Raw genomic sequence first — 21,151 nt, 5'->3', positions numbered from 1 at the left:
GCGCGCTTTGCCGAAGGGCTTGACCATCCGCGTTCGATGCTCGTGCTGCCCAATGGCGATGTGCTGGTCGCGGAGTCGGCCGCGCCACCCCGACCGCCCGGCAGCGGCGGGGGTGTCAAGGCCTGGGTGACCGGGCTGTTCATGAAGCGCGCGGGCGCGGCCGTGCCCAGCGCGAACCGCATCACGCTGCTGCGCGATGCCGACGGCGACGGTGTGGCCGAGTTCCGCTCGGTGCTGCTCAGCGGCCTGCACTCGCCCTTTGGCATGGCGCTGGTGGGCGATCGTCTCTTCGTGGCCAACGCCGACGCGGTGCTCGGCTTCCCGTACCGAGAGGGCGACACCTCCATCGGCGCGCCCGGCACCCCGCTGGTGGCCCTGCCCGCGGGCATCAACCACCACTGGACCAAGGGGCTGATCGCCAGCCCGGATGGCCAGCGCCTCTATGTGAGCGTGGGCTCCAACAGCAACGTGGGCGAGCGCGGCATGGCGGCCGAAGAGGGCCGTGCGGCGATCTGGCAGGTGGACGTGGCCACGGGCGCGCACCGCCTCTTCGCCACCGGTCTGCGCAACCCGGTGGGCATGGCCTGGGACGCCTCGGGCCGCACCTTGTGGACGGTGGTGAACGAGCGCGATGAGCTTGGCAGCGACCTGGTGCCCGACTACCTCACCTCGGTGCGCGACGGCGGCTTCTACGGCTGGCCCTACAGCTATTTCGGCCAGCACGTGGACGCGCGCGTGAAGCCGCCACAGCCCGCGTTGGTGGCCAAGGCGATCGTGCCGGACTACGCCCTGGGCCCGCACACCGCGTCGCTGGGCCTGGCGTCGTCGAGTGGCAGCGCCCTGCCCGCGCCGTTCGCAGGCGAGGGCATGTTCATTGGCCAGCACGGCTCGTGGAACCGGGCGCCGCACAGCGGCTACAAGGTGATCTTCGTGCCTTTCCAGGCCGGTCGCCCGGCGGGCATGCCGATCGACGTGCTGACCGGTTTCCTCAAGGCCGATGGCAAGGCGCAGGGCCGGCCGGTGGGCGTGGCGATCGACCGGCGCGGAGGTCTGCTGGTGGCCGACGACGTCGGCAATGCGGTGTGGCGCGTGGGCAGCGCTCCGTGAGGGCTGCCCCATGGGAAAAGGAAAGGGCCCGCCCGGCGTGAACCGGGCGGGCCCTTGTCGTGGCCCCGGGCCAAAAGCCCGTCAGCGGCCCGTCAGCGCTTTCGGATCAGACCGATGACGATCGAGGCCAGGGCCATCACCAGGAAGACCACGAAGAGCAGCTTGGCGATGCCTGCCGCGCTTGCAGCAATGCCGCCGAAGCCCAGGACAGCGGCAATCAGGGCGATGACAAAGAAAACCACGGCGTAGTGCAGCATGGTGGGCTCCTGTGTGAGGCCGGTGGTCCGGCCTTTTGGTGGGTTCACAACGACCACCGTTGTGATGGCTCCACTGTAGTGAGGGGAGCTCGGCCAGGCTGCAAGCCCCAACGCCGTCGTGTCGTAGGACGGCACCGACACCTCGCGCCGGGGCCGGCTACTGGATCAGGCCGTTCTTGAGCGCGTAGTAGGTCAGGTCGCTGTTGCTGGTGAGCTTGAGTTTTTCCAGCACGCGCGTGCGGTAGGTGCTCACGGTCTTGATGCTCAGGAACATGGACTCGGCCATGTTGCCGATGGTCTCGCCCTTGGCCAGCCGCAGGAAGACCTGCAGCTCGCGCTCGGACAGCAGCTCGTGCGGCGGGCGCTCGGCGTCGCCCGCGGCGTTGTCGGCCAGCAGCTCGGCCACGGCCGGGCTGATGTAACGCCTGCCTCGTGCCACGGTGCGGATGGCGGTGACGATGTCGTCGGGCGCGCAGTCCTTGTTGAGGTAGCCGCTGGCGCCGTAGCGCAGCAGCGTGGTCGCGTACTGGGCTTCGGGAAAGCCGCTGAGGATGAGCACCGGCAGGTCGGGAAAGCGCGCCTTGATGGCCTGCAGCGCGTCCACGCCGCTGTGGTCGGGCATGGAGATGTCCATCAGCAGCACATCCACCTCGCCCCCGCGCACGAGTTCGAGGGCTTCACGGCCGTTGTTGGCCTCGCCCGTCACTTTCAGGTCCACGTGTTCGCTCAGGAACTGGCGCAGGCCTGAGCGCACGATGGCGTGGTCGTCGACGATTCCGACTTTGATCATGGTGTCCTTGATGCCTCTCTTGAATGGGCCGCAAGCAATTTAACAGGCCCGCCGCCCCGGGGCAGTCAGACGGCTCCTACAACCCGCTCCCGCGCATCGGCCATGTCCTACACGCGCTCGGCCCGCCGCCCGACATCCGCCGAGCCCTGGATTTCCTACATTGTCTCCACGGTCTTCTGACCGGTACCTGCAACCCAACACAAGGAGTCGCCATGAACTGGGATCGCATCGAAGGCAACTGGAAGCAAGTCAAGGGAAAGATGGTCGAGCAGTGGGGCAAGCTCACCGACGACGACTTCGACGTCGTGGCCGGCCGCCGTGAACAGCTCACCGGCAAGATCCAGGAGCGCTACGGCGTGGCCAAGGACGAAGCCGAGCGCCAGGTGGCGGACTGGGAGCGCCGCGTGAGCGACGACTGGTTCGAAACCCCCAACGACCGCAAGCCGCACTGACCTGCGACCTGCATCAATCCACTTCGCCGGCGTGGCCGGCGATCTGAAAGGACAACATCATGAAACGCAACACCCGACTCGCGGCCCTTGCCGCAGCCGCCATGGCCACCAGCCTGATCGTGGCCTGTGGCCAGAAGGAAGATCAGACCGTGGGCCAGCGCATGGACAGCACGGTGGAACAGTCCCAGGCAGCCAGCGCTGAAATGCGCGCGGATGCCAACAACGCCGCACAGGACGTGAAGGCCGCCGGCAACGAAGCCGCCGACAAGATCGCCATGGGCGCCGCCGACGTCGCCATCACCGCCAAGGTGAATGCCGCCCTGGCTGGCGACTCGCAACTGAGCGCGCTCAAGATCGACGTGGACACCACCAATGGCCACGTCGAACTCAAGGGCACCGCCCCCGACCCTGCTGCCCGAGATCGCGCGACCGTCCTGGCCGCCGCCGTCGAAGGCGTGGTGAAGGTGGAAAATCGCCTGACCGTCGAGGCCAAGGGCTGACCCGCCCCCGGCCCATTCATCTCCATCTGAGCTTCAACCGACCACCACCGCGACCGGCGCGCCCTGAATACCCAGGCGCCCGGTCGCTCCAACAACCCAACCCCCGAGGAGAACCCCCATGAAACTGTCACACGCCCTGCTGGCCATTGCCGCCGCCACCGCCGTCGTTCAGGTCACCGGCTGCGCCGTGGCCCGCGACCAACAGACCGTTGGCGCTTACGTCGACGACGCCACCATCACCACCCGGGTGAAGGCCGCCTACGCCAAGGATCCGGTCGTGGCCGCGACCTCCATCAACGTGGAGACGCTCAACGGCACCGTGCAGCTCTCGGGCTTCGCCAAGTCCGCCGCTGAAAAGAGCGCCGCCGAACGACTTGCCCGTGAAGTTCAAGGGGTGAAATCGGTGAAGAACGACATCGTGGTCCGCTGATCCCGACCAACGGCCGCTGCGTGTAGGACTCCGCCTACACGAAAATCAGCGGCCGTGAAGGCGCGCGAGCGCGCAGACGCGGCAAGATGGCCGCGTTTGTGCTTGAGGCATCCTGAATGCTCCAACCGCGCCTGAAATCCTTGGAACGCTCACGCCCGCCTGCCCATGTCGCCGCTCAGAACCTACATCGTTGAAGACAACAAGGTCATCTACGAAAACCTTGTGTCCACGCTGGAAGAGCTGGCCAACGTGGAAGTGGTCGGTCACGCCCGCGACGAAGAGACGGCCGTGCACTGGCTGCGCCAGGGGGACCGTTTCGACCTCATGATCATCGACATCTTCCTGGTCACCGGCTCTGGCCTGGGTGTGCTCAAGGCCGCCCAGGAGTCCAACGTCCCGGCGCGCCGGGTGGTGCTTACCAACTACGCCACACCCGACATCCGCAAGCGCTGCGCCCTGCTGGGGGCGGACCGCGTGTTCGACAAGTCGTGCGAGCTGGACGACTTGATCGCCTATTGCGAACGCATTTCCGACGGCACGGCCACCGCGCCGGGCGGTCTCCAATAGGTCCGGCCCGCCCCTCCGATGCCCTCGCCCCCTCCCCTCCCAGGGCAGCGCGCGCGCTGGCGCACCCCGCTGGCCATCGCGGTGGCGGTGTTGCTGGCCTTGGGGGTGCTGGGAGGGTCGGAATGGACCTACCGGCGCGCGCTGGAATCCCTGGCCAGCCTGGGCGCGCGCGACACCGCGCGCAACGCCATCCAGACCGTGGTGCGCCGGCTGCTCGACATGGAAACCGCCCAGCGCGGCTATCTGCTCACCGGCCGCCCGCAGTACCTCGATCCCTACCAGGCCGCCGAAACCGACATCGCCCACGCCATCAACCGCCTGCGCGAGCACTACCGCAGCGACCCCGACCTGCTGCGCCTGGTGGACAGCCTGCAGGAGCGCGCGAGTGAAAAGATCTCGGAGGTCACCGAGACCATCTCCCTGTACAACGCCGGCTCGCATGCCGCCTGGCATGGGCTGATGCTCACCGACATCGGCCGGGAGAAGATGGAGGGGGTGCGCCGCGTGGCCGATGTCCTGACGGTCACCGAAGAGCGCCGCCTGGGCATCGAGCGCGCGGCCATCCACCGCACGCTGGCCGCCGGCCGCGTCGGCGTGTACGGCCTGACCCTGCTGAGCCTGCTGGCCTATGTGTTCTTCCTGCGCAAGAACGCCGCGCTGCAGAAGAGTCAGATCGAGCACGCCCGCCACCTGCAGATGGAGCGCGACTCGCTGGAGAGCCAGGTGCGGTTGCGCACCGAAGAACTCGCGCAGCTCAACCTGGGCCTTCAGGAGATGCGCGATGGCGAGCGCAGCGGCCTGGCGCGTGCGCTGCACGACGACCTGGGCGGCCTGCTCACCGCCGCCAAGCTCGACCTCACGCGGCTGCGCCACTCGCTGCACACCACCGACCCCGAGGTGACCGAGCGCCTGCGCCACCTGAGTTCCGCGCTGGACGAGGGCATCGTCATGAAGCGGCGCATGATGGAAGAGCTCATGCCATCGGCCCTGCACAACCTGGGCCTGCAGGCCGCCATCGAACACCGCGCCACCGAGTTCGAGCGCCAGACGGGCGTGACCATCGAACTGGCCTTCATGCCCGTGACACTGGACGTGCCGTCCGAACAGGCGTTGTTCGCCGTGGTGCAGGGCGCACTGTCCAATGTGGAGCGGCACGCCAGGGCCACCGCCGTGTCGCTGCGCCTGGCCCAGGAAGGCACGCACGCGGTGGTGGAGGTGCAGGACAACGGACTGGGCTTCGCCGACCGCCAGGGCACGACCTCGGCCAGCGGGCTGAGAAACCTGCGCCACCGCATCGAGTCGCTGGGCGGGCAGTTCAGCGTGCACACCGTGCCCGGCTCGGGCACCCGCGTCATGGCGCGCCTGCCCTTGCGACCGCGCCATCCCACCCCTCCCGACAACCCACGTGCTACAACCTCCTGATGATGATCAAGTCCTCCATTGAGCGCGTGGCGCGCAACCGCTTCGGGATGCCCATCATCCTGGCGCTGGCGCTGATCATGCTGGTGGTCAACGAAGCCAGCTACCAGCACTCGCGCTCCACGCTGATGCAGGGCATCACGCTGAGCGACGCGCGCCAGCAGGCGGCCCGCACCCTGCAGGCGCTCACCGACGCCGAGGTCGCGGTGCGCGCCTTCATGCTCAGCGCCCAGCAGGCCGACCTGAGCAACTACCGCGAGGCCATCAACGAGATGGAGGGCGTGCAGCAGGACGCCTTCCGGCGCCTGGAAGAACTGGACCCCAAGCGCACGGTGTCGGTGTCGAACGTGCGCAAGCGCATCGAGGAGCGCACGGCCACCCTGAACCAGTGGGTGAGCATGATCGAGCAGGGCCGGCGCACCGACGCCCAGACCCTGGCCGTGAGCGACCAGGGCCGGCTGCGCTATGCAGAACTGCGCCAGGAGTTCGAATTCGTGCTCGAACGCGCCGCCGCGATCCAGAAGACCGCGCGCGTCTCGCTGTTCGACGCCATGATGATCAACCGCCTGGCGATCCACCTGCTGGTGCTCGTCGCCTGGGTGGCGCTGATCCTGTTCATGCGCCAGCTGCGCGACAACGACCGGCGCCAGTCCGAGGAAAACCAGCGGCTGGCCACGCAGGTGGCCCTGCGCACCGCCGCCCTGCGCAACCTGGCGGGCCACCACGTCAATGCCCGGGAAGACGAGCGCGGGCGGGTGGCGCGCGAGCTGCATGACGAGATGGGCGGTCTGCTCACCGCGATGAAGCTGGACATTGCGCGCCTGCGCCGCGTGCCGGCCCTGCCGGCTCCGGTGCTGGAGCGGGTGGCCAGCATCGAGCAGCGCCTGACCGAGGGCATTGCCGTCAAGCGGCGCATCATCGAACACCTGCGGCCGTCTTCGCTGGATCAGCTCGGCCTGATCCCCGCGCTGGAAATGCTCTGCCAGGACGCGGCCGGGCGCATGGGCATCGAGGTGGAGATGCACCTCTCGCCGGTGGAACTCGGCAAGGACGCGGAACTCACCGTGTACCGGCTGGTGCAGGAGTCCCTGACCAACATCCAGAAGTACGCGCGAGCCCACCGCGTGTCGGTGGCGCTGGCGCAGGAAGACGACAAGGTGCGCGTCTCGGTGCGCGACGATGGCCAGGGCTTTGACATCGACAGCGTGCCCGCCGGCCACCACGGCCTGCTCGGCATGCGGGTGCGGGTGGAGTTGCACAACGGCCAGCTGCACGTCCACAGCGAGCCGCGCCAGGGCACCCTGGTCGAGGCCGAGCTGCCAGCCAAGCCGGCCGCTGCCGCGGCCCCGGCCTGAAGGCGGCGCCCCGCCCGAAGCCCACCGCCGTGTTGCCGCACCGGCTCACCCACCTCACGGCCTGGCAGCGGCAGGCGGCGGCCTTGCTGCCTGCGGTGCCTGTAGGGGCCATGGGCGCCGCCTGGCCCACCCTGCCCGGCCCGGCGCCCTGGCTGATGGCCTGGGTCGTGTACTGCGCCACCTATGTCGGCCTGGTCTGGCACCTTGCCGCGCGCCTGGACGCGGCCGCCACCCAGCAACGCGCGCAACGAGAGGACCCCGGTGCGGCGATGCTGTTCGTGCTGGTCACCGCTGCGGCCTGCGCCAGCCTGGTCGCGGTGGCCATGAACGTGCAGGCCACGCAGGCGCTGCAAGGCTGGCAGCGCGCGTTCAACCTCGGCCTCATGGCCTTGTCGCTGGCCGGAGCCTGGCTGTTGATCCAGTGCGTGTTCACGCTGCACTACGCGCGCATGTACTACCGCAGCCGCGCGGATCGCGGGGCGCCCGACCGGGGGCTCGGCTTTCCGGATGGCAAGGACCCGGACTACCTCGACCTGCTCTACTACAGCGCGGTCGTCGGCATGACCTCGCAGGTTTCAGACGTGAGCGTGCGAAGCCGAGGCATGCGGCACCTCACCCTGGTGCATGCCCTGTTGTCGTTCGCGTTCAATCTGATCGTGCTGGCGACGGCGGTCAACGTGTTCGCCAGCGCCGGGCGCTGAACACCGCCAGCCCTCAAGGGGTGAGCGTGGTGGCCAGCGCCGAGACGGCGGTGTTCATGCCCGCGACCGCGCGCACGAAATGGGCCTCGACGTCGAACCACGGATGCGCGGCGGCCGCCGAGACGGCGATCACCAGGGTCGCGAGGTAACCCACGATGGCAGGTGCGGGCAAGTGCATGAGATCCTCCGTGAATGTCGTCGGCGTTCCGGAGGGCATCCTTCGCGCATGGCATCCACTGTAGGGACGGGAGGGGCCGATCCCCACCGGACAAGGGCGGCTCGGGGCGTCGGAGCTGTCCTACAAAAGCGACAGGCGGTCGCCCGTAACCAGGATGTAACTGGTTTCACGGATAATTGAAACCAAATTACAAACCGGCCTCGCGGCCCCTTCTGGAGACAGCTCTCATCATGTCCATGCGCGCCACCAAGATCGTTGCCACCCTGGGTCCGGCCTCGAGCGACCCCGACCTGCTGGAGCGGATGATCCGAGCTGGCGTCAACGTGGTCCGGCTCAACTTCTCGCACGGCACCGCCCAGGACCACATCGACCGCGCCGAGCTGGTGCGCGCGGCGGCCCAGCGCGCGGGCCGCGAGGTGGGCATCATGGCCGACCTGCAGGGCCCCAAGATCCGCGTGGGCAAATTCGCCCAGGGCAAGGTGATGCTGGAGCCCGGCATGCCCTTCGTGCTCGACGCCTCGCGCACCGAGCCCGGCGACATCGAAGGCGTGGGCCTGGACTACAAGGAGCTGCCGCGCGACGTGAAGGCCGGCGATACCCTGCTGCTCAACGACGGCCTGATCGTGCTCACCATCAACAAGGTGGTCGGCCCGGCGGTGCACACCACCGTCAAGCTCGGCGGCGAGCTGTCCAACAACAAGGGCATCAACAAGCAGGGCGGCGGCCTGACCGCGCCCGCGCTGACCGCCAAGGACATGGACGACATCAAGACGGCCATGGGCCTGAAGGCCGACTACGTGGCGGTGAGCTTCCCGAAGAACGCGACCGACATGGAGCTAGCGCGCCAGCTCTGCAACGTGGCCGGCGCGGCCCTGGCCCACAAGCCGGCGCTGATCGCCAAGATCGAGCGCGCCGAGGCGATTCCCGAACTGGCCAGCATCCTGAAGGTGTCCGACGGCATCATGGTCGCGCGCGGCGACCTCGCGGTGGAAGTGGGCAACGCGGCGGTGCCCGGGCTGCAAAAGCACATGATCCGCCTGGCGCGCGAGATGGACAAGGTGGTGATCACCGCCACGCAGATGATGGAGAGCATGATCGTCAACCCGGTGCCCACGCGTGCCGAGGTGAGCGACGTGGCCAACGCGGTGCTCGACGGCACCGACGCGGTGATGCTCAGCGCGGAGACCGCGGCGGGCCGCTTCCCGCTGGAGACCGTGATGGAGATGGCCAACATCTGCTCGGAAGCCGAGAAGGCGGAGTACCGCGAGCTGTCGGCCGATTTCCAGGGCAAGACCTTCAAGCGCATCGACCAGTCCATCGCAATGGGCGCGCTGTTCACCGCGCACCACCTGGGCGCCAAGGCCATCGTGGCGCTGACCGACTCGGGCTCCACCGCGTTGTGGATGAGCCGGCACAACGTGCGCATGCCGATCTACGCCATGACGCCCAACCTCTCGACCCAGCGCCGCATGACGCTCTACCGCAACGTGCGGCCGCTGCTGATGGACAACAGCACCGACCGCGACTCCGCGCTGCTGGACGCCGAGGCGCACCTGAAGAAGCGCGGCATCGTGCAGACCGGCGACGTCTACGCCATCACCGTGGGTGAGCCCATGGGGCAGCCCGGCGGCACCAACACGCTCAAGATCTGCCGAGCGGCTTGAGCAAGCGCCCCCTCAAGGGGGTGCGCCATGGTTGAGGTGGGCTCGCGCCGGCAGCGGCCAGGCTGGCGCAGCTTCAATCAAACCGCAGCGATACGCCGGTCACGAACATCGTGTCGGCTTTCTTGAGGTTGGTCCCGGGGTCGCTGTCGTACCGGTAGCTCAGGCCCGCCGACAGGTTGAGCGTCTGCGTCATGGCCACCGTCAGGCCCGTGTCCAGCACCGCGCGGTACTTGCCCGAATCCCGCAGGTCGGGGTAGAGCGAGAACTTCTGTCGCAGGCTGGTGGTCTCGGTGAGCTTGTGGCTGGACTCCTCCGCCAGCACCAGCTCCAGACGACCGTAGCGGTCGCGCATGGCGCCGGCAATGTCGGTGGATCGGATGTAGCGGTCGTAGGTGTAGCCCAGGCCCACGGACACATCGAAGAACCCGCGCTCTTCCTGCCACACGTGCCGGCCCACGCCGCTGGCCACCGAGGTGCGGCTGGCGATGTTGGCCAGGCGGTCGCGCAGCAGCTCGCCGGAACCAAAGCCGAACCAGTCCACCGAAAAATCGCGGTTGTACTGCGAGCGCAGGCCATAGCGCTCGGTGGTGTCCACGCCCGCGCTGCGCGCGCGATCGGCCTTGGCGGCCCAGGTCCACTTGTCGTCGTCGGTCTCGCGCGCGCCCTCGGCCGCGAGGTTGAGCGTGCTCGCGTCGTTGTTGCCCGAGGAGATGTTGGCGCCGGCGGTCAGCAGGTAGCGCCATTGGCCGTCGGGCTTGAGCGTGACCTGGGCCTGCGAGAGGGCTGGCGCGAGCAAGGCCGAAACGGCGGTCAGGGTCGCGATCAGGGGGCGGCAGGGCATGCGGGTCCTTTCTGGTTGTTTTCAAAATGGCGGAGTGATCCTGATGAGGGTTCGCCAGGGCGGGGCCACAGTTCCCCGCGTTTTGTGACGAAAGGTATCGATGGCCCTTGAATCCACCCGGCTTGCGGCTGCGTAGAACCGGAATGACCGCCTTTTCACCCCCACCCGCGCCGCGCCGGCGCCTGCTGGCCGCGCTGGCGCTGCTGCCGTGGCTGCAGGCTTGTTCGCCGCTGCGCCTGATCAACGCCACCGTGCGCAACGACACGCACACGGTGCTGCGCAACCAGGCCTACGGCAGCGGCGCGCGCCAGCAGGCCGACGTGTACATGCCCTCGCCCTCGGTGAAAGACGCGCCCATGGCCGTCTTCTTCTACGGCGGCAGCTGGAGCAGCGGTGACCGGGCGGACTACCGTTTCGTTGGCGAGGCCCTGGCCTCGCGCGGCATCGTCGCGGTGGTGGCCGACTACCGGCTCAGCCCGGCGGTGCGCTACCCGGCCTTCCTGGAGGACGGTGCCGACGCGGTGCGATGGGCGGCCGACCGCGCGGCCTCGTTCGGCGCCTCGCGCGAGCGCCTGTTCGTGGTGGGCCACAGCGCAGGCGCGTACAACGCGGCCATGCTGGCGCTGGACCCGCGCTGGCTGGCGCGGGTCGGCCTGGCACCCCGCCAGCTGGCCGGCTGGGTGGGCCTGGCCGGCCCCTACGACTTTCTGCCCATCGGCAATCCCGAGGTGCAAGTGGCCTTCGGATGGCCCGGGACCCCGGCCGACTCGCAGCCCTTGTTCCACGCCGGCGCGGGTCACGCCACACCCCCACGCGTGCTGTTGCTGGCGGCCCGCCAGGATGCGCTGGTGAACCCGCAGCGCAACACGCTGGCGCTGGCCCAGGCGCTGGAACGGCAAGGCCAACCGGTGGCGGTCGAGCTGTTCGACCGCGTCAGCCACACCACCCTGATTGGCGCGTTGGCGCGCCCGCTGCGCGGGCTCGCACCGGTGCTGGACCGGGTCAGCGGTTTCCTGAACCAGCCACCGGCCTGATCGGCCACACGGCGCGGCGCCGCGCCCACCAGGCCAGGCCCTGCCGGGCCGTCACCGCGCAGGCCCCGCCCAGCAGAAGGCCCACCGCGACGTCCGACACGAAATGCAGGCCGAGGAACACCCGGCTCCAGGCGATCGCCAGCGCCACCCCACCGGCCACGGCCAGCCAGCGGCGCGGGTGCGACGGGGCCAACAGGGCGAGCGCCAGGGCCCAGGCGCCGGCCACCGCCGCATGAAAGCTGGGGAAACTCGCCGTCGCCGCGTGCTCGATCCACTGCGCACCCAGCCCCAGCTCGAAGGGGCGGGCCACGTGCACCGTCTCGCGGATGCCCCGCACGGCCAGCCAGGCCAGCACCATGGCCAGACCCACGCCCAGGCACTGCCGGCGAGCGGCGGGGCCAAACAGCAGCAGGGGCGCCAGCCCCACCACCGCCAGCGCGGGCAGGTCGGTGGACACCCAGCGCGCCAGCGCGAGCAGCCAGGCCGGCGTGCCGGGCGTGGCGTTGATCCAGAGAAAGAGCAGCGTGTCGAGGTGGGTCATGGCAGGGCCGGAAGTTCGACCCAGTCTGGCCCGCGCACATTAAGGGCGTGTGAAATGACACAGGCCTGTTACCTTGGCTCAACAGGTCGAAAGTTAAAATGCCGGGTTACACCACGGTTACCAACTGATTAAGGGGAATCTCATGGCGCTCGTTTCCATGCGCGAATTGCTCGACCACGCCGCCGCCAACGGCTACGGCATTCCGGCTTTCAACGTCAACAACCTCGAACAGGTGCAGGCCGTGATGGCCGCAGCCGATGAAGTCGGCGCGCCGGTGATCCTGCAAGCCAGCGCAGGGGCCCGCAAGTACGCCGGCGAACCCTTCATCAAGCACCTGATCCAGGCCGCCATGGAGGCGTATCCCCACATCCCCCTGGTGATGCACCAGGACCACGGCACCTCGCCCAAGGTGTGCGAAGGCGCCATCAACCTGGGCTTTGGCTCGGTGATGATGGACGGCTCGCTGATGGAAGACGGCAAGACCCCGGCCTCGTTCGACTACAACGTGCAAGTGACCCGCAAGGTGGTGGACATGGCGCACAAGGTCGGCGTCACCGTGGAAGGCGAGCTCGGCTGCCTGGGCAACCTGGAAACCGGTGAAGCCGGCGAGGAAGACGGCATCGGCGCCGAAGGCAAGCTGGACCACAGCCAGATGCTGACCGACCCCGAAGAGGCCGCCCAGTTCGTCAAGGCCACGCAGCTCGACGCGCTGGCCATCGCCATCGGCACCAGCCACGGCGCCTACAAGTTCAGCCGCCCGCCCACCGGCGACATCCTGGCCATCAGCCGCGTCAAGGAAATCCACAAGCGCATCCCCAACACCCACCTGGTGATGCACGGCTCGTCCTCCGTGCCGGCCGAGCTGCTGGCCATCATCAACCAGTACGGCGGCAAGATGAAGGAAACCTACGGCGTGCCGGTCAAGGAAATCCAGGAAGCCATCAAGCACGGCGTGCGCAAGATCAACATCGACACCGACATCCGCCTGGCCATGACCGGCGCGGTGCGCAAGTTCCTCGCCGAGAACCCCGACAAGTTCGACGCCCGCGAATGGCTCAAGCCCGCGCGCGAAGCCGCCAAGCAGGTCTGCAAGGCGCGCTACCTGGAATTCGGCTGCGAAGGCCAGGGCAGCAAGATCAAGGGCGAGAGCCTGCAGGTCGTCGCGGCCAAGTACGCCAAGGGCGAACTCGCCCAGCTCGTGAACTGAGCGTTCACCGCGCCCGCGCCAACGCCACCCTTGCGGTGGCGTTTTTCATGGTGCTCAATCCTCCCAGGCGGCGGCCTGGATCGCCGCCACGATCTCGTGGCCCGTGCGCACCAGCGCAGGCCCGAAGTTCTCGTGCAGCAGGGCACCCTGAAGGCGCGAGGCCGGCCCGCCCACGGTGAGCGCCAGCGGCTCGCGGCCGTCGCCCAGGTCAATGCCCACGCCCACGGCGGCGATCTCGCTTTCCCATTCCGATTCGGACGTCACGTAACCGCGCTCGGCGCTGTCGGCCTCGGCACGCCGCAGGCCGGCTTCGCGCGCCGGCCACAACGCGGCGTTTTCCGCCTGCAGCCTGCCGGCCACCAGGGCCCGCATGCCCGGCGGCGTGGCGCACCAGATCGCGCGGCCCATCGCCGTCTCCGCGAACGGCAGGCGCGTGCCCACGTCCAGCCCGAGGATGAGGCGCGCCGTGCTGCGGCAATGCGCCACATAGACCACCGAGGTGCCGTGCCGCACGCCCAGCGAGATCGCGGCCTGGGTGTGCTCGGCCAGCGTCTCCATGAACGGCCGGGCGATGCGCCCGACCTGGAAGTTGGACAGCACGCTGAAACCGAGCGAGAGCACCGCCGGGCTCAGCGCGTACTCGCCGGTGGCCGCGCGGTGCCGCAGGTAGCCCAGGCTGGTGAGCGTGAACGTCAACCGCGACACGGTGGCCTGCGGCAGCCCGCTGCGGCGCGCCAGTTCCTGGTGCGCCAGCCAGCGGTCCGACGGCCCGAAACAGCGCAGCAGCGCGAGCCCACGCGCCAGCGCCGTGACGAACCGGCGGTCGTCGGCGGGATCGGGGTCGGTCAGCCGGTCGGGGGAGCTCTGGCGCTGGCGTCCCATGGACGGTCTCCTTTTTCTGCAGATCGGAATAACACCCTTCGCTTATTCCGCAGATCGGAATTCTGCTGTGATTTCGTCGAGCGGCCCATGCTCGGTTTCCCTGTAATACATTTACAGCCACAGGGCGCGAGCCGTATATTGATCCGCATCTTCTTGTTTTCCGCTAAGCGGAATCAAACACCATGCCATCGCAAACGGCCCACTGGCCGCCGGGCCAACCCCGCCAGCTCACGCTGCCGCAGACGAGCCTCTTCCACAACCTGGCGGTGTCGGCCCAGCGGTTTCCCGACAAGCCTTTCATCGTCTTCTACGACACGCCGCTGAGCTACGCGCAGTTCCTGCGCGAGGCCGAGCACATCGCCGGCCACCTGCAACAGGTGTGCGGCGTGAAGCCGGGCGACCGGGTGCTGCTGTGCATGCAGAACAGCCCGCAATGGGCCCTGGCCTTCTACGGCATCCTGCGCGCCAATGCGGTGGTGGTGCCGGTGAACCCGATGAACCGCATTCAGGAGCTGCGCCATTGCCTCGTCGACAGCGGCGCGCAGGTGGCCTTTGTGGCGCAGGACCTGTTGCCACAGCTGCGCCCGCTGCTCGACCCCCATGGCGAAGGCCTGCGCCACCTGGTGGTGGCCACGTACAGCGACCACCTGCGCGAGCCTACCGAGCTGCGCGTACCCGACTTCGTGGCCGCGCCCCGCATCACCCTCGCCAGCCCCGGCCTGGTGGCCTGGTCCGACATGGTGGCCGCCGCCCGCACGCCCGGACCGCTGACCACCGGCCCCGAGGACCTCTGCGCGATGCCCTACACCTCGGGCACCACCGGCCTGCCCAAGGGCTGCATGCACACCCACCGCAGTGTGATGAGCACACTGGTTGGCGGCGTGCGCTGGTTCGGCACCTCGCAGGACGCGGTCTGCCTCTCCGTGCTGCCCTTCTTCCACGTCACCGGCCTCTCGGGCAGTCTCAACGGCCCGCTGTACGCGGGCGCCACCCTGGTGGTGCTCTCGCGCTGGGACCGCGAGGTCGCCGCGATCTGCATGCAACGCTACCGCGTGACCATGTGGCAGGCCATCTCCACCATGGTGATCGACTTCCTCGCACACCCGCAGCTCGACCAGTTCGACCTCACCAGCCTGGCCTGCGTGCGCGGTGGCGGCGCGGCCATGCCCGACGCCGTGGCCGCGCGCCTCAAGGCGCTCACGGGGCAGGACTACATCGAGGGCTACGGCATGTCCGAAACCATGGCCGCCACCCACATCAACCCCCCGCACCGGCCCAAACCCCAGTGCCTGGGCCTGCCGGTGTTCGACGTGGACGCGCGCGTGCTCGACCCCGAGACCCTGGCCGAGCGGCCCCCGGGCGACATCGGCGAGATCGTGGTGCACGGACCGCAGCTCATGCAGGGCTACTGGCGCAACCCGCAGGCCACGCGGGAAGCCTTCATCGACATCGACGGCAAGCGCTTCCTGCGCACCGGCGACCTCGGCCACGTCGACGAAGAGGGCTACTTCTTCATGACCGATCGGCTCAAACGCATGATCAACGCCAGCGGCTTCAAGGTCTGGCCGGCCGAGGTGGAAGCGCTCATGTACCACCACCCGGCGATCCAGGAGGCCTGCGTGATCGGCGTGCGCGACGCGCGCCGCGGCGAGAGCGTCAAGGCCCTGGTGGTGCTGCGCCCCGGGCAGCGCGGCCAGGTCAGCGAGCAGGACGTGATCGACTGGGCGCATGAGCACATGGCCGCCTACAAGAGCCCGCGCATCGTGGAATTCGTGGAAACGCTGCCCCGCTCGGGCAGCGGCAAGGTGATGTGGCGCGAACTGCAGGAGCAGCAGGCCGCGCGCGACGCACAGTCACCCCATCCCTCCTGAGCAACCGCCCACCCGGCATCACCAAAGAAGGAGACAAGGCATGCAACAACGTTCATCACCCCCCTCGAAGCGCCGCCGCGCGCTGCTGCTGGCCACCGCCGCCAGTGCGGGCCTGGCCCCCCTCGGGCTGGCGCGGGCGCAATCGCCCGCCTACCCGAACCGCCCCGTGACCTTGATCATTCCCTGGCCCGCAGGCGGTTCGACCGACCGCCACCTGCGCGCGCTGGCCGAGATCGCGAGCAAGCACCTGGGCCAGCCCATCGTCATCGAGAACCGCCCCGGCGCCGGCGGGACCCTGGGCCCCAGCACCATGGCGCAGACCGCCAAGCCCGATGGCTACACCATCGCCCAGTTCCCGCTCGGCCTGCTGCGCATGCCGCACATGCAGAAGACCAACTGGGACCCGCTGACCGACTTCACCTACATCATCGGCGTCTCGGGCTACACCTTCGGCCTGACGGTCAAGGCCGATTCGCCCTACAAGACATTCAAGGACTACATCGAGGCCGCGCGCAAGCAGCCCGGGGCGATCAACTACGGCTCCACCGGCACGGGCAGCAGCCCGCACCTGCTGATGGAGGAACTGGCCGGCAACGCCAAGGTGCAACTCACCCACGTGCCGTTCAAGGGCAACGCCGACCTGCAAGCGGCCCTGCTCGGCGGCCACGTGATGGCGCAGAGCGACGCCAGCGGCTGGGACAAATACGTCGACGGCGGCCAGATGCGCCTGCTCGTCACCTTCGGCGAGCAACGCACCCAGCGCTGGCCCGAGGTGCCGACCGCGCAGGAGCTCGGCTACGGCGTGGTGTCCACCTCGCCCTACGGACTGGCCGGCCCCAAGGGCATGGACCCGGCCATCACCAAGGTGCTGCACGACGCGTTCAAGAAGGCCATGGAGGACCCCAGGCACATCGAGGTGCTGGGCCAGCTCAACCAGGCCATGTGGTACCGCAACGGCGACGACTACCGCAAGTGGGCGGCCGAGACCTACGCCAAGGACAAAGCCCTGATCGAGCGCCTGGGGCTGGCGGCGAAATAGGCACCGCACCGGCGGACTCGACTTTCGGCCCCATCCCGGCCGCCAACTTGCGATAATCCCCCGGAATGGTTCAAAGCCCGTTGGCTGTTCAACGGGCTTTTTTCTTGTCCTGCTTCTTTCCGATCCGATCATGACCTCTGCCTTGCACACCTCGGCCCTGACCTCCCTGCCCCTGCTCGCGCGCGGCAAGGTGCGGGACAACTACGCCGTGGGCGACGACCGCATCCTGATGGTGGCGAGCGACCGCATCAGCGCGTTCGACGTGATCATGGGTGAACCGATCCCGGGCAAGGGCGAACTGCTCACCCGGCTCTCGCTGTTCTGGTTCGACCAGCTCGGCCCCAAGGGCTTGAACATCTGCCCGATCCACCTCACCGGCGATGCGCCCGAGAGCGTGGTCTCGGCGGCCGAGGCCCCGCAAGTCACCGGCCGCTCGATGCTGGTGCAACGCCTCAAGCCGATTCCGGTGGAGGCCGTGGTGCGCGGCTATCTGGCCGGCAGCGGCTGGAAGGAGTACCAGGAAAGCCGCTCGGTCTGCGGCGTGAAGCTGCCCGAAGGCCTGCAAAACGCCTCGCAGCTGCCCGAGCCCATCTACACGCCCGCGGCCAAGGCCGCCATGGGCGAGCACGACGAGAACATCACCTTCGAGCGCACGGTCGAGATGATCGGCCCCGCGCTGGCCGCCCAGATCCGCGACGTGTCGATCGCCCTCTACAAGGCGGCCGCCGCGATCGCGCTGAAGAAGGGCATCATCATTGCCGACACCAAGTTCGAGTTCGGCCTGGACAAGGCCGGCAAGCTGGTGCTCATGGACGAGGTGCTCACCCCCGACAGCTCACGCTACTGGCCCGCCGAGAGCTACGTCGTGGGCCAGAACCCGCCGAGCTACGACAAGCAGTTCCTGCGCGACTGGCTGGAGACCGCGCAGGTCAGCGGCAAGCCCTGGGACAAGACCCCGCCGGCGCCGCGCCTGCCGCGCGAGGTGATCGAGAAGACCGCCGCCAAATACCAGGAAGCGCTCACGCGCCTGATGGGCTGAAGAACAACACCCCCGCCGGCGGAGCCGGCCACTCGGTGTCCCTGGACAAGGACACACCCATGCAGGGGAGAACCGGAAGGGTTCAGCTCAACACCACGGACGACAGGCGACGGCGGTAGGTCGCCACCGTCGGGTCTTCCGGCGGCACCTGCCCCTCGGCCACCTTGGGCTTGGGCGGGTCGATCACGTCGAGGATGGCGATGAAGGTCTTGCGCGCCAGGTCTTCTTTCCAGGCCTTGTCGCGCATCAGGATCTCCAGCAGCTCGTCCATCGCGGCCGTCCACTGGCCATAGGCCATGAGCAGCTGCGCGAGCGCGAAGCGCGACTCGAAATCGCGCTTGTTCGCGGCGATGGCGGCCTGCAGTTCGGCGGCGCGCGCATCGGGGTCGGCCACCCCGGCCTGAGCGTCGCGCGCGGCCATCCAGCGCTGCAGCGAATCGAGCCGGCGCACGCCCGCCGCCTTGGCGATCACCGGGGCGAACGCCACCTTGGCATCGTCGTCCTGCCCCATCTCCAGCAGGAGCTTCACCAGGTCGAAGCGCGCGTCGTCGTTGTCCGGCGCGGCCTGCACGGCCTGGCGCATCTTCTCCAGCGCGCCGTCGAGGTCGCCCTGGGCGAGCGCGTCCTGCGCATCGGGCTCCACCGCCTCGGCCTCGGGCTCGTCGCCGCCGGGGGGCAGGTGCTTGTCGAGGAAGGCCTTGATCTGGCCCTCGGGCAGCGCGCCCATGAAGCCATCGACCGGCTGGCCGTTCATGAGCAGCACACACGTGGGGATGCTGCGGATGCCGAAGGCGGCGGCGAGCTGCTGCTCCTGGTCGGAATCGATCTTGACCAGCTTGAAGCGGCCGGCGTAATCGGCCTCCAGCTTCTCCAGCAGCGGGCCGATCACCTTGCAGGGCCCGCACCAAGGTGCCCAGAAATCCACCAGCACGGGGGTGTGCATCGAAGCCTCGATGACTTCGGCTTCAAAGTTGGCGACGGTGACGTTGATCATGGGAGCGGCCTGGGCAAACGTAAAATCCACACTTTACCGGAGACGCCATGCCCTGCCATGCGCGCGACCGCTCCAGCCCCCGCGGGGGCGCATCGGCCAGAGGCACCGTCATGAACTCCATCCAAGTGGGCGTGCTCATGGGCTCCAGCAGCGACTGGGACACCATGCAGCACGCCGTGCAGATCCTGCAGGACTTCGGCATCGCGCACGAGGCGCGCGTGGTCTCGGCGCACCGCATGCCCGACGACATGTTCACCTACGCCGAGGCGGCCGCCGAGCGCGGGCTCAAGGCCATCATTGCCGGCGCCGGGGGCGCGGCGCACCTGCCGGGCATGCTGGCGGCCAAGACCGTGGTACCGGTGCTGGGCGTGCCGGTGGCCAGCAAGCACCTCAGCGGTGTGGACTCGCTGCACAGCATCGTGCAGATGCCCAAGGGCATCCCCGTGGCCACCTTCGCCATCGGCGCGGCCGGCGCGGCCAATGCGGCCCTGTTCGCCGTGGCCCTGCTCGCCAGCCACGACCCCGAGCTGCGGCACAAACTCGACGCCTTCCGCGCCCAACAGACCGCCGCCGCCCGCGCGATGACCCTGCCCGCATGAGCCACAAGACCCTTCTTCCCGGCCAACCTTCCGTTCACAGCGGCCAGCAGACCACGCTGGGCGTGATGGGTGGCGGCCAGCTCGGCCGCATGTTCGTGCACGCCGCGCAGGCCATGGGCTACTTCACCGTGGTGCTCGATCCCGATCCGGCCAGCCCTGCCGGCCTCGTCAGCCACCACCACATCAAGACCGCCTACGACGACGAGCAGGGCCTGGCCCAGCTGGTGCAGCGCTGCGACGCCATCACCACCGAATTCGAGAACGTGCCGGCACAGGCCCTGCTCACGCTCGCGGCGCGGCGCCCGGTGGCCCCGTCCGCCGCCTGCGTGGCCGTGGCACAGGACCGCGTGAAGGAGAAGGCCCACTTCGAGCACTGCGCGCCCCTCAGCGGGGTGGCGCCCGCGCCGCACGCCGTCATCACCACCGACGCCTCGCTCCAGGCCGTGCCGTCGGCGCTGCTGCCCGGCATCCTGAAGACCGCGCGCATGGGCTACGACGGCAAGGGCCAGGTGCGCGTCTCCACGCGCGAGGAACTCGCCGCCGCCTGGGACGACCTGGACAAGGTGCCCTGCGTGCTGGAAAAGATGCTCCAGCTGCGCGCCGAATGCTCGGTGATCGTGGCGCGCGGCGCCGACGGCCAGGTGGTGAGCTTCCCGGTCCAGAAGAACACGCACCGCGACGGCATCCTCGCCCTCACCGAGGTCTTCGACGGCGCCCTGCCCGCCGCGCTGGCGCAGCGCGCACAGGCCAGCACGGTGGCCATCGCGAACCACCTGCAATACGTGGGCGTGCTGTGCGTCGAGTACTTCGTGGTGGAGACCGCCGACGGCGCGCTCGACCTCGTGGTCAACGAAATGGCGCCGCGCCCGCACAACAGCGGCCACTACACGCAGAACGCCTGCGATCTGTCGCAGTTCGAAGCCCAGGTGCGCGCCCTCGCCGGCCTGCCGCTGCCCACGCCGCGCCAGCACAGCCCGGCCATCATGGTCAACCTGCTGGGCGACCTCTGGTTCGAGCCCAACGCGGTGCGCGCGCAGACCAGCCGCCACCCCGTCTCGCCGCCCTGGGGCGCGGTGCTCGCGCTGCCAGGCACCCACCTGCACCTCTACGGCAAGCTGAGCGCGCGCCCGGGCCGCAAGATGGGCCACCTCAACATCACCGGTGCCAGCGTGGCGCAGGTGCGCGAGACCACGGCGCAGGTGCTGGCGCTGCTCGGCCTGCCCGCGCTCGGCGCCTGAGGCGCGCCATGGCACCGCTGCTGCTGTCCGCGCAAGACCCGGCTGCCATCGAGCGCGCGGCGCAGCGGCTGGCCGCCGGCTCGCTGGTGGGCATGCCCACCGAAACCGTCTATGGCCTCGCGGCCGATGCCGACAACGCCACGGCCGTGCACGCCATCTTCAAGGCCAAGGGCCGCCCTGCCGACCACCCGCTGATCGTGCACCTCGCGCCCGGCCAGGGGGCCCACGGCTGGCGCGCCGGCGTGGACCACTACGCGCGCGAGGTGCCCGCCTTTGCCGCCGCCCTCATGCAGGCCTTCTGGCCCGGCCCGCTCACGCTGATCGTCACGCGCCAGCCCGGCGTGGGCGCGGCGGCGGCCGGCGGGCAGGACACCATCGGCCTGCGCTGCCCCTCGCACCCGGTGGCGCAGGCGCTGCTGCAGGCCTGCGCCGAGCAGGGCGTGCCG

24 protein-coding genes are annotated in these 21,151 nt (G+C 69.0%); 17 read left to right on the top strand and 7 right to left on the bottom strand.

Annotated features, from left to right (window positions below; translation table 11 throughout):
* Positions 1–1,107, top strand: a 1,107-nt coding sequence (locus KIT86_RS18765) for a sorbosone dehydrogenase family protein (RefSeq protein WP_297401163.1), incomplete at its 5' end; no start/stop codon positions are given.
* A 92-nt stretch (positions 1,108–1,199) separates the two neighbouring features.
* Here the strand turns inward: KIT86_RS18765 and KIT86_RS18760 are convergent.
* Together KIT86_RS18760 and KIT86_RS18755 are read right to left on the bottom strand one after the other, a co-directional pair.
* On the bottom strand, positions 1,200–1,364 hold the full coding sequence (locus tag KIT86_RS18760) for a DUF1328 domain-containing protein (protein WP_297401161.1): 165 nt from the start codon (positions 1,362–1,364) through the stop codon (positions 1,200–1,202).
* A gap of 157 nt (positions 1,365–1,521) precedes the next feature.
* Complete coding sequence (locus KIT86_RS18755; RefSeq protein WP_291111933.1) at positions 1,522–2,154, bottom strand: response regulator transcription factor; 633 nt, start codon at positions 2,152–2,154, stop codon at positions 1,522–1,524.
* Between the two features lie 212 nt (positions 2,155–2,366).
* Between KIT86_RS18755 and KIT86_RS18750 the strand changes: the two genes are divergently transcribed.
* From KIT86_RS18750 to KIT86_RS18720, 7 genes are all read left to right on the top strand, one after another.
* Positions 2,367–2,606 carry a CsbD family protein gene (locus KIT86_RS18750; protein WP_291111936.1) on the top strand — a complete coding sequence of 80 codons (240 nt, stop codon included), beginning with the start codon at positions 2,367–2,369 and terminating at the stop codon, positions 2,604–2,606.
* A gap of 59 nt (positions 2,607–2,665) precedes the next feature.
* On the top strand, positions 2,666–3,106 hold the full coding sequence (locus tag KIT86_RS18745) for a BON domain-containing protein (protein ID WP_297401156.1): 441 nt from the start codon (positions 2,666–2,668) through the stop codon (positions 3,104–3,106).
* A gap of 118 nt (positions 3,107–3,224) precedes the next feature.
* Positions 3,225–3,536 carry a BON domain-containing protein gene (locus KIT86_RS18740; RefSeq protein ID WP_297401154.1) on the top strand — a complete coding sequence of 104 codons (312 nt, stop codon included), beginning with the start codon at positions 3,225–3,227 and terminating at the stop codon, positions 3,534–3,536.
* Positions 3,537–3,701: 165 nt separating this feature from the next.
* On the top strand, positions 3,702–4,103 hold the full coding sequence (locus KIT86_RS18735; RefSeq protein ID WP_297401152.1) for a response regulator: 402 nt from the start codon (positions 3,702–3,704) through the stop codon (positions 4,101–4,103).
* An 18-nt stretch (positions 4,104–4,121) separates the two neighbouring features.
* Positions 4,122–5,525, top strand: coding sequence for a CHASE3 domain-containing protein (locus tag KIT86_RS18730; RefSeq protein WP_297401150.1), 1,404 nt, complete (start codon positions 4,122–4,124; stop codon positions 5,523–5,525).
* Positions 5,525–6,877 (top strand): ATP-binding protein, encoded by a 1,353-nt coding sequence (locus KIT86_RS18725; RefSeq protein WP_297401148.1) that lies wholly within the window; start codon positions 5,525–5,527, stop codon positions 6,875–6,877. The genes KIT86_RS18730 and KIT86_RS18725 overlap by 1 nt, the downstream gene beginning before the upstream one ends.
* Positions 6,878–6,906: 29 nt before the next feature.
* On the top strand, positions 6,907–7,578 hold the full coding sequence (locus tag KIT86_RS18720) for a DUF1345 domain-containing protein (RefSeq protein ID WP_297401146.1): 672 nt from the start codon (positions 6,907–6,909) through the stop codon (positions 7,576–7,578).
* A 13-nt stretch (positions 7,579–7,591) separates the two neighbouring features.
* Here the strand turns inward: KIT86_RS18720 and KIT86_RS18715 are convergent, their stop codons facing one another.
* Positions 7,592–7,756, bottom strand: a complete 165-nt coding sequence (locus KIT86_RS18715; protein ID WP_297401144.1) for a hypothetical protein — start codon at positions 7,754–7,756, stop codon at positions 7,592–7,594.
* 230 nt (positions 7,757–7,986) lie between these two features.
* Here KIT86_RS18715 and pyk point away from each other — a divergent pair, with 230 nt between their 5' ends.
* On the top strand, positions 7,987–9,420 hold the full coding sequence (gene pyk, locus KIT86_RS18710; RefSeq protein ID WP_297401142.1) for a pyruvate kinase: 1,434 nt from the start codon (positions 7,987–7,989) through the stop codon (positions 9,418–9,420).
* Positions 9,421–9,493: 73 nt separating this feature from the next.
* Here pyk and KIT86_RS18705 read toward each other — a convergent pair whose 3' ends face one another.
* On the bottom strand, positions 9,494–10,261 hold the full coding sequence (locus KIT86_RS18705; protein ID WP_297401140.1) for a YdiY family protein: 768 nt from the start codon (positions 10,259–10,261) through the stop codon (positions 9,494–9,496).
* Positions 10,262–10,404: 143 nt separating this feature from the next.
* On the opposite strand from KIT86_RS18705, the gene KIT86_RS18700 reads away from it, so the two are divergent.
* A complete protein-coding gene (locus KIT86_RS18700; protein ID WP_297401138.1) occupies positions 10,405–11,295 on the top strand; it encodes an alpha/beta hydrolase in 891 nt (296 codons plus the stop codon).
* Here the strand turns inward: KIT86_RS18700 and KIT86_RS18695 are convergent.
* Positions 11,264–11,836, bottom strand: a complete 573-nt coding sequence (locus tag KIT86_RS18695; protein ID WP_297401137.1) for a phosphatase PAP2 family protein — start codon at positions 11,834–11,836, stop codon at positions 11,264–11,266. The genes KIT86_RS18700 and KIT86_RS18695 overlap by 32 nt on opposite strands.
* A gap of 142 nt (positions 11,837–11,978) precedes the next feature.
* Between KIT86_RS18695 and fba the strand changes: the two genes are divergently transcribed.
* Positions 11,979–13,043 (top strand): class II fructose-bisphosphate aldolase, encoded by a 1,065-nt coding sequence (fba, locus tag KIT86_RS18690; RefSeq protein WP_297401135.1) that lies wholly within the window; start codon positions 11,979–11,981, stop codon positions 13,041–13,043.
* Between the two features lie 54 nt (positions 13,044–13,097).
* Here fba and KIT86_RS18685 read toward each other — a convergent pair whose 3' ends face one another.
* Complete coding sequence (locus KIT86_RS18685) at positions 13,098–13,925, bottom strand: IclR family transcriptional regulator (protein WP_297401133.1); 828 nt, start codon at positions 13,923–13,925, stop codon at positions 13,098–13,100.
* A 182-nt stretch (positions 13,926–14,107) separates the two neighbouring features.
* On the opposite strand from KIT86_RS18685, the gene KIT86_RS18680 reads away from it, so the two are divergent.
* The 3 genes from KIT86_RS18680 to KIT86_RS18670 all read left to right on the top strand — a co-directional run bounded on the left by KIT86_RS18680 (position 14,108) and on the right by KIT86_RS18670 (position 17,874).
* Positions 14,108–15,796, top strand: coding sequence for a long-chain fatty acid--CoA ligase (locus KIT86_RS18680; protein WP_297401131.1), 1,689 nt, complete (start codon positions 14,108–14,110; stop codon positions 15,794–15,796).
* Positions 15,797–15,836: 40 nt separating this feature from the next.
* Positions 15,837–16,835, top strand: a complete 999-nt coding sequence (locus tag KIT86_RS18675) for a tripartite tricarboxylate transporter substrate binding protein (protein WP_297401129.1) — start codon at positions 15,837–15,839, stop codon at positions 16,833–16,835.
* A gap of 130 nt (positions 16,836–16,965) precedes the next feature.
* Positions 16,966–17,874 (top strand): phosphoribosylaminoimidazolesuccinocarboxamide synthase, encoded by a 909-nt coding sequence (locus tag KIT86_RS18670; RefSeq protein ID WP_297401127.1) that lies wholly within the window; start codon positions 16,966–16,968, stop codon positions 17,872–17,874.
* Between the two features lie 82 nt (positions 17,875–17,956).
* On the opposite strand, the gene trxA is transcribed toward KIT86_RS18670, so the two are convergent.
* Positions 17,957–18,868 carry a thioredoxin gene (gene trxA, locus KIT86_RS18665; protein WP_297401125.1) on the bottom strand — a complete coding sequence of 304 codons (912 nt, stop codon included), beginning with the start codon at positions 18,866–18,868 and terminating at the stop codon, positions 17,957–17,959.
* Between the two features lie 110 nt (positions 18,869–18,978).
* On the opposite strand from trxA, the gene purE reads away from it, so the two are divergent.
* From purE to KIT86_RS18650, 3 genes are all read left to right on the top strand, one after another.
* On the top strand, positions 18,979–19,467 hold the full coding sequence (gene purE / locus KIT86_RS18660; protein WP_297401122.1) for a 5-(carboxyamino)imidazole ribonucleotide mutase: 489 nt from the start codon (positions 18,979–18,981) through the stop codon (positions 19,465–19,467).
* Positions 19,464–20,705, top strand: a complete 1,242-nt coding sequence (locus KIT86_RS18655) for a 5-(carboxyamino)imidazole ribonucleotide synthase (RefSeq protein WP_297401108.1) — start codon at positions 19,464–19,466, stop codon at positions 20,703–20,705. The genes purE and KIT86_RS18655 overlap by 4 nt, the downstream gene beginning before the upstream one ends.
* Before the next feature lie 17 nt (positions 20,706–20,722).
* Positions 20,723–21,151, top strand: a 429-nt coding sequence (locus KIT86_RS18650; protein WP_297401165.1) for an L-threonylcarbamoyladenylate synthase, incomplete at its 3' end; no start/stop codon positions are given.

The sequence above is a fragment of the Hydrogenophaga sp. genome (assembly GCF_026125825.1).
Taxonomy (GTDB): domain Bacteria; phylum Pseudomonadota; class Gammaproteobacteria; order Burkholderiales; family Burkholderiaceae_C; genus Hydrogenophaga.
The sequence above is the reverse complement of the archived record's forward strand: the minus strand, read 5'-3'. Positions and strand labels throughout refer to the sequence as shown.